Source organism: Staphylococcus sp. 11262D007BW (assembly GCF_053547815.1).
This window is the reverse complement of sequence record NZ_JBPWPJ010000001.1, coordinates 24,224-39,832: the sequence shown is the minus strand read 5'-3', so window position 1 is coordinate 39,832 and position 15,609 is coordinate 24,224. Positions and strand designations below refer to the sequence as shown.

At 36.4% G+C, this 15,609-nt stretch carries 14 protein-coding genes, 1 tRNA gene and 1 other RNA gene; 6 read left to right on the top strand and 10 right to left on the bottom strand.

From position 1 onward, the window contains the following. Positions 1-90 precede the first annotated feature (90 nt). The 10 genes from recR to ACEE93_RS00165 form a co-directional block, all read right to left on the bottom strand. Positions 91-687 carry a recombination mediator RecR gene (gene recR, locus ACEE93_RS00210; protein WP_449156327.1) on the bottom strand — a complete coding sequence of 199 codons (597 nt, stop codon included), beginning with the start codon at positions 685-687 and terminating at the stop codon, positions 91-93. A gap of 1 nt (position 688) precedes the next feature. Then, positions 689-1,009, bottom strand: a complete 321-nt coding sequence (locus ACEE93_RS00205) for a YbaB/EbfC family nucleoid-associated protein (protein WP_449154596.1) — start codon at positions 1,007-1,009, stop codon at positions 689-691. 157 nt (positions 1,010-1,166) lie between these two features. Next, entirely contained in the window at positions 1,167-2,852 is a 1,686-nt protein-coding gene (dnaX, locus tag ACEE93_RS00200) for a DNA polymerase III subunit gamma/tau (protein ID WP_449154595.1), read from the bottom strand. Between the two features lie 75 nt (positions 2,853-2,927). After that, on the bottom strand, positions 2,928-3,449 hold the full coding sequence (locus ACEE93_RS00195; protein WP_449154594.1) for a GNAT family N-acetyltransferase: 522 nt from the start codon (positions 3,447-3,449) through the stop codon (positions 2,928-2,930). Between the two features lie 189 nt (positions 3,450-3,638). Further along, positions 3,639-3,908: signal recognition particle sRNA large type (ffs, locus tag ACEE93_RS00190), an RNA gene on the bottom strand. An 81-nt stretch (positions 3,909-3,989) separates the two neighbouring features. After that, complete coding sequence (treR, locus tag ACEE93_RS00185) at positions 3,990-4,715, bottom strand: trehalose operon repressor (RefSeq protein WP_449154593.1); 726 nt, start codon at positions 4,713-4,715, stop codon at positions 3,990-3,992. Between the two features lie 17 nt (positions 4,716-4,732). After that, the gene (gene treC, locus ACEE93_RS00180) at positions 4,733-6,364 is read right to left on the bottom strand and encodes an alpha,alpha-phosphotrehalase (protein ID WP_449154592.1); all 1,632 of its coding nucleotides are present in this window, start codon (positions 6,362-6,364) and stop codon (positions 4,733-4,735) included. A 22-nt stretch (positions 6,365-6,386) separates the two neighbouring features. Next, positions 6,387-7,820, bottom strand: a complete 1,434-nt coding sequence (gene treP, locus ACEE93_RS00175) for a PTS system trehalose-specific EIIBC component (protein ID WP_449154591.1) — start codon at positions 7,818-7,820, stop codon at positions 6,387-6,389. Positions 7,821-8,013: 193 nt separating this feature from the next. Then, the gene (locus ACEE93_RS00170; RefSeq protein WP_449154590.1) at positions 8,014-8,376 is read right to left on the bottom strand and encodes a hypothetical protein; all 363 of its coding nucleotides are present in this window, start codon (positions 8,374-8,376) and stop codon (positions 8,014-8,016) included. Between the two features lie 269 nt (positions 8,377-8,645). Next, a tRNA-Ser gene (locus tag ACEE93_RS00165) sits at positions 8,646-8,738 on the bottom strand. Positions 8,739-9,123: 385 nt separating this feature from the next. Between ACEE93_RS00165 and ACEE93_RS00160 the strand changes: the two genes are divergently transcribed. The 6 genes from ACEE93_RS00160 to ACEE93_RS00135 all read left to right on the top strand — a co-directional run bounded on the left by ACEE93_RS00160 (position 9,124) and on the right by ACEE93_RS00135 (position 15,600). Next, entirely contained in the window at positions 9,124-10,236 is a 1,113-nt protein-coding gene (locus tag ACEE93_RS00160) for a YibE/F family protein (protein ID WP_449154589.1), read from the top strand. Then, positions 10,233-11,033: a YibE/F family protein gene (locus ACEE93_RS00155; RefSeq protein ID WP_449156326.1), complete on the top strand. Its 801-nt coding sequence runs from the start codon at positions 10,233-10,235 to the stop codon at positions 11,031-11,033. Before ACEE93_RS00160 ends, ACEE93_RS00155 begins: the two co-directional genes overlap by 4 nt. Before the next feature lie 53 nt (positions 11,034-11,086). Then, on the top strand, positions 11,087-13,345 hold the full coding sequence (locus ACEE93_RS00150; RefSeq protein ID WP_449156325.1) for an ATP-binding cassette domain-containing protein: 2,259 nt from the start codon (positions 11,087-11,089) through the stop codon (positions 13,343-13,345). 514 nt (positions 13,346-13,859) lie between these two features. Continuing rightward, positions 13,860-14,114, top strand: coding sequence for a hypothetical protein (locus ACEE93_RS00145; RefSeq protein WP_449154586.1), 255 nt, complete (start codon positions 13,860-13,862; stop codon positions 14,112-14,114). Positions 14,115-14,283: 169 nt separating this feature from the next. Then, positions 14,284-14,763, top strand: coding sequence for a transcriptional regulator (locus ACEE93_RS00140; protein ID WP_449154585.1), 480 nt, complete (start codon positions 14,284-14,286; stop codon positions 14,761-14,763). Between the two features lie 279 nt (positions 14,764-15,042). Next, complete coding sequence (locus ACEE93_RS00135) at positions 15,043-15,600, top strand: LPXTG cell wall anchor domain-containing protein (RefSeq protein WP_449154584.1); 558 nt, start codon at positions 15,043-15,045, stop codon at positions 15,598-15,600. Positions 15,601-15,609: the final 9 nt, after the last annotated feature.

Here is a 15,609-nt window from a genome sequence, read left to right as displayed (position 1 = left end):
GCATAACTTTTTTCGTTATACTCATCTCTTTAAAACTTTCTATAATAAATCCACTTTAATACAGCAGTGTTTCTTCTAAACTAATAAAAGTTACATTTCAGTGCGTCCTGTGATAGCTCGAGATAAAGTGACTTCGTCTGCATATTCTAAATCGCCACCAACTGATAAGCCTTGGGCCAATCGCGTGACACGAATACCTAATGGTTTAACCAATCTAGAAATATACATTGCTGTAGATTCACCTTCTAAGTTAGGATTCATTGCTAAAATAAGCTCTTGCACTTCTTCATCCTTAAGACGATCTACTAACGTTGGAATGTTAATATCTTCAGGGCCTACACCATCCATAGGTGAAATCGTCCCATGTAACACATGATACAGCCCTTTATATTCCTTCATTTTTTCCATAGCGATCACATCTTTATCATCTTCTACAACACAGATAATGGAACGATCTCGCTGTTTGTCTTCACAAATGTAACATGGATCTTGCTCTGTAATATGTCCACACACACTACAATATGTGAGTTCTCTTTTGACATCGACTAATGCTTTAGCAAACTGAACAACATCGTCTTCTTTCATATCTAATACATGAAAAGCCAGACGTTGAGCCGTCTTTGGACCAATGCCTGGCAATTTCATGAAACTATCAATGAGTTTAGATATCGGTTCTGGATAATGCATATTACATCATACCTGGAATGTTAAGACCTTTTGTGTGTTTACCTAAGCGTTCAGCTGTTAATTCGTCTGCTTTGCTCATCGCTTCATTTGTTGCTGCTAATACTAAGTCTTGAAGCATATCTACATCTTCAGGGTCTACAACTTCTTCATTAATTACAACATCTACGACTTCTTTGTGGCCAGTCACTACGACTTTAACCATGCCACCGCCAGCAGTACCTTCTACTTTTTCTTCTTTTAATTTTTCTTGTTCATCTGCCATTTTCTTTTGCATTTTTTGCATTTGTTTCATCATTTGTTGCATATTGCCGCCACCACGCATAATTCATTCCTCCTAAATAAATATAGCTTCATTTAATGTTTATGGTAAAAGGTAATCTCCAATTTTGAAAGTATTATTAATGCGACTTTCAAATACTATAGTGAGCGATTTACCCATTAATATTCTGTTTCAATTATACATACCTTTCGCACTATTGTCATGTTTCATCATCTACAACATGTACTAAGTCATCACCGAACATCTCTTTAGCCGTTGTAACGATATTGTCATTGGATGTTTCTTGTTCTTGCTTTTCAGATTGTTGACCTTGGTTTTTACGTTGATCAATATATTCCTGACGTACTTGCATCCACTTATCAGCTGGCACACCTACGACTTCCACTGATTTATTGATAATATCTTTAACTACTTTTTCAACACTACGGCGTTTTTCTTCATCTCTTTTCAAGATTTCACAATGGATTTCTTCTTCAAATTTGATCAGTACTTTTGTTTCACTCGCTGCAACAGGTTCAGAGTTTTGTAATAAACTAACGAGTGCCTTTTGTTCTCTATCCTTAGCGTACTGAATGACATCATTCCATCGTTCTTTAATTAAGGCGATATCTTCTTTATTGGCTTTATCTAATACTTTAGCTATTTCTGCTTTAGAGAACGTAGAACCTCCACCGCGTGATTTTGTTGGTTTAGGTCGTGTTGAGGTTGTTTGTACACCTTGTGATTTAAGTGTATTAAGTTCTGATTCTAATGAAGAAAGGCGTTGCAAGAGTGCTTCTGTTTCTTGAGAAGACACACCGCTATCCTCAGTTGCTTTTGAAGATGTTGTCGTTTTTAACATTTCTGCCATTTTAACGATTAACACTTCAAAATGAACATGTTGGTTAACACTAAAACGAATAGACACTAACGTATCATTAATAATATCAATCAGTTGATATAACATCTCTAAATCAAGCGACATTAATGCTTGATATTGAAATGATTGTGCCGTAGTTTTAGCCATAATCGTATCTCTGACAAAATAAATCATATCGTTGATTAAACGATTGACTTCCTTGCCTTGACTCATAAACTGATGATACAACTCAAAAGCGCTATGTACATCTTGTTGCACCACATTTTCAAAAAGCGTATTAATATCCGCTTCATCCAGACTACCTGTTACATCTAATGCGTCTTTTAACGTTAGATGTTCATCCCCGAATGCAATCGCTTGATCCATAATACTTAACGCATCTCGCATACCACCTTCAGAGACCTTAGCAATAAAGTCTAGTGCCGCTTCATCATATTGGATGTTTTGAGTCGTTGCCACATGAGCAAGTCGATCTACAATTTGATCTGTATTAATGGCTTTAAAATCAAAACGTTGCGCTCTTGAAATAATGGTAGGGGGGATTTTATGTGGTTCAGTTGTCGCTAAAATAAAAATGGCGTGTGCAGGGGGTTCTTCTAACGTTTTTAATAATGCATTAAAAGCCCCAGTTGTTAACATATGGACCTCATCAATAATGTATACCTTATATTGAGATTCACTCGGTGCGTATTTTACTTTATCTCGAATATTTCTTATTTCATCTACACCATTGTTACTCGCAGCATCTATTTCAATGACATCAGAATTTGTGCCTTGTGTAATGCCCTTACAAATATCGCATTCATTACACGGTTCACCATCATCACGTACTTCACAGTTAATGGCTTTTGCGAAGATCTTAGCAATACTTGTTTTTCCGGTACCTCTAGGCCCACTAAATATATAAGCATGAGATTGCTTATTTTTGGCAATCGCATTTCGAAGTGTTTTCGTTACATGTTCTTGTCCTACAACATCTTCAAAACTTTGCGGACGAAACATGCGGTATAATGCTTGGTAATTCACAATTGCACCTCCGAAGTTACAGTGGTTTTATTATATCATCTCTATATTAATTTGTATGTCGATAACATGTTTAAACTATTCTGTTGGCTCAATCACACCATGTGGCCAATTTTCTAAAGCATCCCATAAAAACTTCACTCTAAAATTATTTTCTGACACGTTAAAAGTAGTGTGTATGTCATGATCTATTGCCTTTTCATAACCTAATGATTTAAAATAATCCCCTTCGCCAAATACTACAATCGCTGTATAATCCTCACTCAACGCACGCTCTTCTAAGGCTTGGACTAAAGCTTTACCGACACCTTTAGCACGATAAGGTTTCGCGACAGCAACAGATTCTAATACAAGCTCATTATAGTCCGTTTCGTCATTATGAATCGTGATTTCTGCACAAATGGCATGCCCAATCACTTCTCCATTCGTCGTTTTGACGATGACTTCAAGTTCATATCGATAATTCGATGCGTATCTCAAACGTTTGATTAATTGCACCATATAGTCTGAAGACATAGCACTATCCTCATAAGCCTCTTGAATCATTGTTAAGGATGTCTCATAGTCGTTTTCAGTCAGTGTACTTAAATAGATAGACATCTATATTCTCCCCTTTACCATATATTACTGTTTTTATTGTACCAAAAATAATGCGTAAAATAGCGTCATCTATAAAAAAAGAGTTGAGACACCATCTCAACCCATTTATTAACCATCTATCATATATTTTTACAGTTAGTTAGAAACATTAACATTTGTATTTTAAAGTCGTTATTATCAATAAAAAAACCGTGCACCTTTGTGTTGAATGTGTATCATAAACGTTACCAGAATCGACAGCTAAATCTCGGCTACCCCACGGCACATATGAGAATCCACTTAATGCTGCTTCCGTCAGGACCTGACATGATTCATGGGTTCATATTGCATGGGACCGAAATCTTCAAACACCTCGTGTTCTGGGCAGACTTCACAAAAACACATCCGCGACAAAGGAATTCAGCCTCGCATAAAGCGGTTTTCGAGTTCAGGGAACCGCTACCTCCCCGCTTAGCACGGTAAGATTAATGATACTATATCTCGCATAAAAAATGCAAGTATTAATATTAGCGTTTCTAATTCATTTAATAACGCGTCCTATTAATGAGGCCCACGTCTCGAAAAATCTGTAAACTTAAATTCTGTCGCAATATGCTTCGAGATATTATATTGAAAACACGTTGTATCTTTAAGATGTACAATACCTCTAATCGTAGCAGTATAGGCAGGCGTTACATTTTCAAAGACGCGTTGTTCTCTATTACCAAAAGGTTCAAATGTAAGGGATTTGCTAGAAAAACCAATTTCTAATCCTTGCGCTTCAATAAATTCATATAGGGAATTTTGTACAACCTCTTTCGTTAAACTTGGAAGGACGCTCACTCGCACGTAGTCCTCATCGATAATTTTTGTGACACCATTTAATTGACGATATCGGACGAAATGCCAAAGCGCTTCTTGGCCGTTAATATTTAAAGCACGTTTCACCTCTGGCACATCGCATGCCTCAATTTGTTCGAACATCTCAACCACAGTTTCATAATGTTGCCCTAATTGTTGTTGGACTTCTTTAAAACTGACTAGTTCTGTAAATGGAAACTCCGTGACATGTTGATAAATTACGACAGACCCTTTGCCGCGGACTTTTTGAATCATCCCTTCAGAAACGAGTAACTCTAAACTTTTTCGCACTGTTTCACGTGACACATGATACATTTTAACCAATTGATGTTCAGAAGGCAGTTGTTCACCATTGTGATACGTGCCGTCTAATATCAACTGACGTAATGCGTCATATATCGTTTTAAATTTACTTTGATCATTCATTACATTCGCCTCTAATTCTATTTTGCAATAACAATCGTTGCATAAGGATCTAAAATAGTGTCGTGATACGCTCCATTTTGAATGATAACTGTTCCTTCCGTATCTACTTCTGCTGGCACTGTGGCCGGATGACTAGATAAATTCGCAATCACCGTCCACGTTTCTCCCTTGTATGTGCGTTCATATACAAATAGCTGTTCGTGATTCATGCAACGCGGCGTAATATCACCATACGTAATGATATCTTCTTCATGACGTAATTGAATCAAACGTCGATATGTGTAAAAAATTGAATTTTTATCTTCTAAAGCTTGTGCAACGTTAATCTCTTTATAATTAGGCGCTAAATCAATCCATGGTGTACCGGTTGTAAATCCACCGTTGTCAGTATCATCCCACTGCATTGGCGTTCTAGAGTTATCGCGCGATTTTTGGCCTAAAATCGTTAAAATTTCCGCTTCATCATACCCTTTTTCTTTTAACATATGATAAGCATTAAGCGATTCCACATCTCGATATTGGTCTATAGCGGTAAAATATGGATCTGTCATACCGATTTCTTCACCTTGATAAATGTATGGCGTCCCTTGCAGTAAATGCAACACTATCGCTAAGGTTTTTGCACTTTGTTGGTGCATTGCTGGTGTTTGATCGGAACCAAAACGCGAAACGACACGCGGTTGGTCGTGGTTACACCAAAAGATGGCGTTCCAACCTCCACCTTCATAAATCCCTTGTTGCCATTTCATTAAAATATCTTTTAACTGCAGTAAATCAAATTTTTGATTCGTCCATTTTTCACCATCTTTATAATCCACTTTTAAATGATGGAAATTAAACACACTGCTTAATTCTTGACGCTCAGGTTGCGTATAACGAATACAGTGATCAATTGTAGTAGAAGACATCTCGCCTACTGTCATCATATCCTTATCACCAAATGTGTGACGATTGAGCTCATGTAAAAATTCATGCACACGTGGCCCATCTGTATAAAACTCTTTACCTATTGCCGTTGAATCTTCAAAGGCGCCCTTAGAAATGAGGTTAATAACGTCAAAACGAAAACCGTCTACACCAAAATCAATCCAATAATTGACAATGTCGTATAAAGCTTGGCGCACTTGTTCGTTATCCCAATTCAAATCAGCTTGTGTAACATCAAATAAGTGTAAGTAATATTCTCCTGTTTTTTCATCATATTGCCATGCATTACCACCAAACTTTGATTGCCAATTTGTTGGCGGTCCATCGTCGGATGCCTTAAAGAAGTAGAAGTCACGATATGGATTATCTTTAGATTGTCGTGCCTCTTGAAACCATTGATGTTCTGTTGAGGTATGGTTAATGACAATATCCAACATAATTTTGAGCCCTCTTTGGTGAGCCGCTTCGATCAATTGTTCGACATCTTCTTTTGTCCCAAATTGCTCATTAATTTGATAATAATCACGAATGTCATAACCATTATCATTCATAGGCGAGTCATATATTGGTGTAATCCATAAATAATCAACACCTAAAAATTGTAAGTAATCCAATTTTTCGATAATGCCTTGAATATCGCCTACTCCATTCCCTGTCGTATCATTAAATGATTTTGGATAAATTTGATAAACAACGGACTTTCGCCAATCACGTTGTGCCATATTAAAACCACCTTTAATATTGTTATTGCTCATCTACCATTTTCTTCGCTTTCTCACGGCTAAATTTTGAAAAGATAATCGTTAACACAAATGGCAAGACAACAGAAATACATGTCGCAATGAGGTACACACCCCAGAATTGTTGTTTAATCGATAAAATAGCAGGAAGACCGCCGACACCAACGTTACCAATCACACCAAATCCTCCGACTAAAGCACCTACAAACATCGTGGAAATGATACCCGCAATAAACGGATATTTAAGGGGTAAATTGACTCCAAACATAGCGGGTTCTGTAACGCCTAATAAACCAGAAATACTTGAAGTGGCCGCTAAGCTTTGTTCTTTAGCCATTTTACGTTTTTTATAAATAAACCATGCCCCAAACGCGGCTGAACCTTGCGCTATATTAGACATCGCTAAGATTGGCCATAGATACGTACCACCAAGGTCACTTCCTATTAATTGGAAATCTACAGCTAGGAACATATGGTGTAATCCTGTAATCACAAGCGGTGCATAAATTAATCCATAAATTGCACCACCAAGCCATCCTGCATTTTGGAATAAGAACGTTACTGCTGCAGTAATACCTGTTCCAATCACTAATGCAATCGGACCGATGATAATAAATGCTAAAAAGCCAGTGACTAATAAAGCAATCGGGCCTACTACCAATAATTTAATAGAATCATGAACCACTTTGTTTAACCCTTTTTCGATTTGAGCTAAAACGTAAGCAGCAAGTAACACAGGTAATACCTGTCCTTGATAATTTAATTGTTCAATTTTAAGCCCAAATATATTCCATGTAGGAATCTCATCTACTTTTCCAATATCATATTGCGAGAGTAATTGTGGATGCATGAGTACTAATCCAAGCACAAGACCAAGAACTGGACTCCCTCCAAATACACGCATCGCACTCCAACCAATCAATGCAGGTAAAAAGATAAAAGCGGTCGTTGCAATCACGTTAATAACATCCGCAACATCCGCAATTTGTGGCACTCTATCAACAATAGAAGGCGAGTTATTAATTAATGGCATCGTTAAAATATTATTGATACCCATTAATAAACCGGCTGTCACAATTGCTGGTAAAATCGGAATAAAGATATCCCCTAACAATTTAATGAGTCGTTGTAAGGGATTTCCTTTTTGAGCAGCTTGTGCTTTCGCTTCATCTTTTGAAACTTCATCGGTATTCGTTTCCTTAACCAACACTTTATATACTTCATCAACTGTTCCCGGGCCAATAACGATCTGATACTGATTATCCGCTTTAAACTGCCCTTTCACTAATGGGTTATCCGCTAAAGCATCTTTATCGACCTGATCATCATCTTTTAATACAAGACGTAACCGCGTTACACAGTGTGTGGCAGATTGTAAATTATCTTCTCCCCCAATTGCGTCAATAATACGTTTCACATCCGACTTGTTTACCGCCATCCCAATATCACTCCTTTAATATTCAACTTGTCTATACAAATTATAAGTTGTATAGACAAGTTTTGTAAAGGTTTTCATTTATCTATATAATTTTTATTTCTAGTTAAATCGGAAAAATTGAAAACTATTTATAATTGAAGCTATTAAAAGGAATTACCGAGGCTCATTTTTATCATAGCCATTACATTATGTGCTAACGATTTTTTGAAGAGAATACATATATAATTAAATAAATAACAGCTATGATGACAAAATTGATAATACCTAAAAAAATCATAAATTCATTGGTAGTAAATGGTTTGAAGTAATACGAGGAATCATATGTATGCATAACGAAAGAAGCTATCGCCAAAGAGATGATAAAACCCATAATCCTATTTATTAATATCCATTTGCTTCTTTTTAATTGATTCTTAAATATATATAAACTAATAAACAGAGAAACAATACAGTAAGGAAGATATCCAAGTAGCGAACCTGTAGTATAATCAACATAAGCTGCTATAAACTCTATTGGTAAAAGTGGCATTAATAAATATAAATAAGTATATTTCATTTCAGTACCCCCTCACTTTTATATTTTTATTATATTTTAATTTATCAATGTAATATTAATATAATCGAAAGAGGGATACTATGAAAAGCAATTATAATTTTTACTTCCCTAAGCTGATAAGTAATGAATATCTAATCTTATACCTAGAAAATAAAAAATCGAACCTATGCTATCGTAGGTCCGATTACAAAAAACATAAAAAAGCCAAATGTTCAATACGCGTTAAACATTTGGCTTTTATATCTATTAGTCTTGGATTTTACTTATAATGGCGGAGGAAGAGGGATTCGAACCCCCGCGGGCCGTTAAGCCCCTGTCGGTTTTCAAGACCGATCCCTTCAGCCGGACTTGGGTATTCCTCCTTGTTTCGAGCACAATAAATATAATATTATAACTCGATAACAATGTCAACAGTTTATTTACAAAAATTACACAAAGTTTTTATCTCTGAATATCAACGTGGACGCAAACTACTTTTACACCTTTATGTGCCTAAAATACTTATAAGTGTTCTAGCAGCAAAGTAATTTCTTTAAAGATATAGTCAACTTACATGTTTCATACTTGCACCAACCTACTTGAACTTATATAGTCGAAATGAACAATAGAACGAAGTGTCTTTAACTCATACATATTTCAAAAACGCGTCTCGAAAAACACTTTAAAAACCTTTATTAAGTGATGTGATTCATATTCTTATTGAGCACATCCAACAATATACGGCCTATCATTAAGGAGCTTGATACAATGCGTACTCAACTGTTTAAACAAACTTGGACATACATCATTTTAGCTAGTATTATCATTGCGATAGCTTGTGTACTTTTCACTAAATGGAATGCTCAATTTTATCACACACCATTAGGGAAAATTACAGATATTCGCGCTCATCAAAGCGAACAAACGACCGATGAACATAATAATACCGATGTGATGTATACGGATACTTTAAACATTCAACTGCTCAATACAGCTCAAAAAGATCAAACAGTCACCGTCACACATCGCTATAACGCCTCTAAATCTGAAACACAGGCCTATCAAGTCGGTGACCAAGTTTTATTACATATTGGCGACTCTGATGAATCTACTTATATTACTGAGAAAAAGAGAGACACGCTCGTCGTGTTGACACTAAGTATCTTTTTTATCGCACTACTTATTGTAGGTAAACGCGTGGGGTTACAGTCTATCGCCTCACTCGTTATCAATACATTAGCGATATTATTGGCTATGGCGATCTATCAATGGTATCCAAATCTCAATCTTTTCTTGTTAATGTCCGTGGCTGTGATTTTCGCCACTATTTTAACGCTTGTTCTCGTGATCGGCTTAACAAAACGCACCATTATTACAACACTCAGCACACTCATCGGCACTTTTCTTTGTATTGGTATAACATGGGCAGTCATCGCGCTGACAGACAGTCAAGGTATTAAATATGAAACGATGAATTTCTTAACCATTCAACCCCAGATGATTTTCTTTGCCTCCATGCTTATTGGTACGCTCGGTGCTGTGATGGATGTAGCTATCACTATCTCAAGTGGGATGGCTGAAATTTTATGGCGGTCCCCTCACATATCTACACGCCGTTGGATTCAAGCAGGTCGCAACATTGGCCGTGACATTATGGGCACAATGACCAATATTTTACTATTTTCTTACCTTGCAGGCGCATTACCTATGTTACTCGTGTATTTAAAAAACGGTAATACGTTAACTTATAGTATCTCTATGAATTGGTCACTGGAAATAACCCGGGCAATAACAGGCGGTATCGGCATTGTATTGACCATTCCAATTACAATCATGCTGATGAATATATGGAAATCTTGGAAAGGGGTGAGATCTGAATGAATGCCATTTTAATTTTAGGCCTCATTTTATTCATATTAATGATTATTCTTGGAGGCAAAACAGGATTCATCTCTTTCATGACACTCTTTTTAAACTTTGTCATTTTAATCGTTGCGATTATTTTAATGATTTTTGGTGTACCTATTTATATTGTGACGTTCTTGTTTTGTATCGTCATTACAGCGGTCAACTTATTTGTCCTTAATCAATTCAATATCAAGACAGTGGCTGCCTTTGTATCCAGTATCGTCACTACTATTTTGATGATTGGTAGCATTTATGCTTCTGTTCATTTAGGTCATTTACAAGGTTTTACAACGGAAGAACAGGATGAAACTTATATTTTTTCTCTAAATATTGGTTTAGATATGGAACAGTTTATGATTTTCACTGTCATTTTAGCCGTGATTGCAGCTGTCATTGACTTGGCCATTACGATTAGCTCGCCGATTTACGAACTTTATACAACCAATCGCACGTTATCTCAAAAAGCCCTATTCTTATCAGGCATGCGTGTTGGTCGCGAGATATTAGCGACTTCCGCAAATACAATCTATTTAGCGTTATTTGGTGGTTCGATTACGACTGTTTTTTGGTTTTTTAACCTTAATTATTCACTTGGTCATTTAATCAATGCCAAATTATTTGTTCAGGAGTTAATTACCATTGTATTAGGTGGTATTGCGATTGCAGTATGTATTCCCATTACAGCTTTCATCACAGCTTGGCTCGTTAAAAATGTACACAAAGTACCATTTCATATTCCGTCTGATCGATCATCAGAGGAGACGGATTAATTTGTATCATCCTTTGAAAATAGGGTAAACATTTAATCAAGAGGTGACACATTATGCAAGATATTCAAATTATTGGGGCGCGTCAAAATAATTTAAAAAACATTGATGTCTCGATACCTAAATATCAATTAACCGTTGTAACAGGGCGCTCAGGTTCAGGTAAATCGTCTCTTGTGTTTAATACGATTGCAGCTGAGTCCCAACGTTTACTCAATGAAACTTATTCAAGCTATATTCAACATCAACTGACACAATATGAAAAACCAGATGTTGATGGTATTCATAACTTACCTGTCGCAATGGTCATTAACCAAAAACGATTGGGCGGCAACTCTCGTTCAACCGTTGGCACTATTTCTGATATTTATTCGAGTGTGCGACTATTATGGTCTCGTATTGGAGAGCCTTTTGTCGGCTATTCCGACGTGTACTCTTTCAACAATCCAAATGGCATGTGCGAAACGTGCCAAGGTTTGGGCTATGTTGAAGATATTGATCTCAATGAATTGCTTGATTTTGATAAATCACTCAATGAAGATGCAATTAAATTCCCTTCATTTAAACCTGATAGTTGGCGTGGTAAACGTTATCGCTATTCTGGTTTGTTTGATAATGATAAAAAATTGAAAGATTATACTAAAGAAGAACTAGATACCTTTTTATATACAGAACCAACTAAATTGAAAAATCCACCACCTGAGTGGCCAAGAACAGCTAAATTTGAAGGGTTAATACACAGATTCCGCCGTTCATTTTTACTGAATGACAACTTTGAGAAAAAACGCTTTTTAAAAGATGTACAACGCGTCGTTTCTAAACATGAATGTCCAACTTGTCATGGTCAACGTTTGAACCAAAAAGTTCTTAGTTCAACGATTAATGGGATGAACATCGCAGAATTTACGGATCTCACCATTGAAGAAACCATCCCTTTCCTTGAACAAATCCAAAGTGAGAAAGCCGCAAATATTATTGAGCCATTGCTTCAACAACTTAAGGCGTTAAATCACATTGGCTTGAACTATTTAACACTTGGCCGAGAAACGACTACACTATCTGGCGGTGAGTCTCAACGTATTAAACTCATTCGTCATTTAAACAGTCCGCTTACTGATTTGTTATATATTATTGATGAACCAAGTGTCGGACTTCATCCAGAAGATATTGAAAAAATTAATGATATTATGCTCAATATTCGAGATAAAGGCAATAGCGTCATTATCGTCGAACACGATCCTGATGTTATTAAAATTGCAGACCATATTATCGACATTGGACCTCAAGCAGGTAAAAATGGCGGAGAAGTCATTTTCGAAGGGGATTACAACGCTTTATTACAATCCAATACTGATACGAGTCGTGCGCTCAAACGTACACATCAACTGAAAAATGATGTAGATCGAGAACGTTATGATTGGATGACTTTAAAAGACCTCACGCGCAATAATTTACACAACGTATCGGTCTCTCTACCTCAAAATGCGATATCCGTCATCACTGGTGTCGCTGGTTCAGGGAAAAGTTCTTTAATTCGTGCAGGATTTGAAAATAAAGAAGACGCTATTTTTATTGATCAAAAACCAATTCACGCATCTAATCGCTCTAATCTACTGACATATATGGATATTTTTGATGATGTGCGTGCATTTTTTAGTCAAAAGACAGGATTAAAGAAAAGTTTATTCAGTTATAACTCTGAAGGTGCTTGTCCAAATTGTAATGGTAAAGGCGTACTTAAAACTGAACTGGCTTTCATGCCTGACTTTTCTCAAACGTGCGAAGTGTGTCAAGGTACGCGTTATAAACCAGAAGTACTCGAAGCTACAGTAGATGGTTACTCTATTGCCGATGTGCTTTCTTTAACAGTAGAAGAAGCAATTGCTTTATTTGAAGACAAAGACAAAATTGTATCTCATTTGAAAGCCCTACAATCGACTGGTTTATATTATATGACACTCGGACAATCCCTCGATACACTATCTGGCGGTGAAATTCAACGGGTTAAGTTAAGTCGATACCTTACCGAAACAACATCAGGCAAAGTATTTATCTTTGACGAACCGACGACTGGTTTACACGAAGATGATATCCCTATTTTACAACGTCGTTTTGATGACCTTATCGACCAAGGCAATACGGTGATACTCATTGAACATAATTTAACAATGATGACACAAGCTGATTGGATTGTTGATGTCGGTCCTGGCGCTGGAACCAATGGCGGTCATATACTCTTTAGTAGCAACCCTCATGATCTATTAAATGTTAAAGACTCTGTGACGGCTAAACACTTAAAACAATATATTGAGTAAAGTAAAAAAGAAGTAAGACGTAGAAAATCAATAGATTGCTATGTCTTACTTCTTTTAAAACCAAAATTTCGGCAGACCCGCCCCTCTCGTTAAAATTTTTAAATTTTACGAGAGGGGCGGGTCTTTTTGTATAAACCGCGCATGCTCGCTTCTTACTCGCATGCGCGCTGAACACGTAACTCACCTACGTTCGAACGTGTTCATTCCAAATCACACTTATACTCCCTTCTTAATTTATTATCAGTTCTAAATCCATTTAAAAATACCCAATCGTTGTTCAAGTCTTACATTGTTTTCTCCAATGTAAGACTTGAACAACGTCACACTACTTTTATGCCAACTTCTACCTTTAAAGAGCAACCCCCTACTTAATCCCCCTTTTACAGACATATACTTTTAATTTTCGCCTCCTACTACAAACAGTGCCTCTCCCACATTTTTAAAAAATCAGGCTGATTCAAATCAGCCTGATTAGGTTGAATGGTGAGAATAATAAAAGGAGGCATCAAAACGGATGTATCAACACATTACAAATAAAATTCGAGACTTCAACAAAGATCCACTACAAGTCGCTTTAATGTGTCAAAAAATCAACGAAAAAAGAGCCACTCAACAAGAAATTAATGCGATCAATCTTCTATTTCAAACACTCTATCAGCATATTCGTTGTACAAGTAAACAACAAAATGAACTCACAATGATAGCGCTTAATCATTATGAACTTCAAGATTGGTACCTCATTCAATCTTATTATCATCACGTACTGTAATTTGTGCTCAAACGACATTTTTTAGCACGCACAAACTTGAAACTTAGTAGCATTTAGGCCCTAAAACTATAACAACAATAACGATAATAATAAATTTACACATTTATTGAGACACGACATTAACCGTCGTGTCTTTTTCGTATAATGACTTCGTAAGGGAGGCAACTCAATGGGAAGCAAGGTAAAACGAGTGTTAAGCATTTATTCCAAATTACTTAACAACAATCACGTCAACGTCAAAGAACTTTCTAAGGAATTAGAGGAACACCCTCGTTCAATACAAAGAGATTTAGAAGACATTCGTTCCTTCTTAAGAGATAATCAACAACTCTTACTCTATGAACATAAAACACATAACTATTATGTGAGTGACCAAAGTGGTGCTCAAAATAACGAAAACGTCATTACAGCCACATTTGAAATGACATACCAATTATATCAATTACTAAAACAGCAATATAACATTCTCAGAGTTAAATCAAAGGCAAATAGCGTAGAAGTGAAAATACAAATCACACCATCTAGTGCCATCAATCTCTGTTTTATGTATCGAAAATCTGTACGTTTAATTTCACCAGATTACTTATTCGGTCAATTTACTACAGAATTTATTAAACTTCAAATGATCTATATGACCAAATCTTTTTAAATCAAACAGAGGTTGGGACAAAAGCGCTCAGGATTTGAGCAGAAGCGAACGAAAAGCTAAAATTGTTTTTTCGAATTTTGGCGAATCGTGAACTTTCTGCCGAAAATCCTGCTTTTGGGACACCGTTAATCGGTTTTCCAGAGCATTAACGCTTTATGTCCTAGCCCCTCAATCATATAAAAGGAGGTCTTATCATGTATCTCACGTTACGATCTTTTATATTTTACTTCTAACTAGAGAGGTTAAATATAAAAATTTTAATATTATGGAGGGTTTAGGATGAAAAAAGTTGGTATTTTAGGAACAACAGCGTTAGCGGGTTTATTACTAGTACCCCAAGTTGTCTCAAACGATGCACAAGCAGCAAGTGAGGTTAACGAAACAAACGCTGTCAACATGATTAAAGCAGTACAAGACAATTACGGCGACAATACTGAGTTACTCAACTATGGTGAACCTCAAGATAAGGGTGACTACTACGAAGTAACAGCTAACAACAAATCAGGTATTGGTTCAGGGTCTGCACGTATTTACAAAGATGGCACAGTAGAAAGACGAGGAGGTATGTCTGATTATGAAGAAATTGGACAATACCCATTAGATGAAGCAACACAAGAGGCGCCAGCTCAAAATCCACAACCAGAACAACCTAACAACAATGATGCAGCAATGGCTAATGTAAATGCATCAAACAATCAACAAAGTCCAGAGCAAGAACAAGCGATGTTACCTGAAACAGGCGAAAACAGTCAAAGCATGATTGCTATGTTTGATGGTATGTTACTTATCCTTTCAGGTTTAGGCATTACTTTAAAACGCCGCGCACATAATAAGTAATTAAAACTT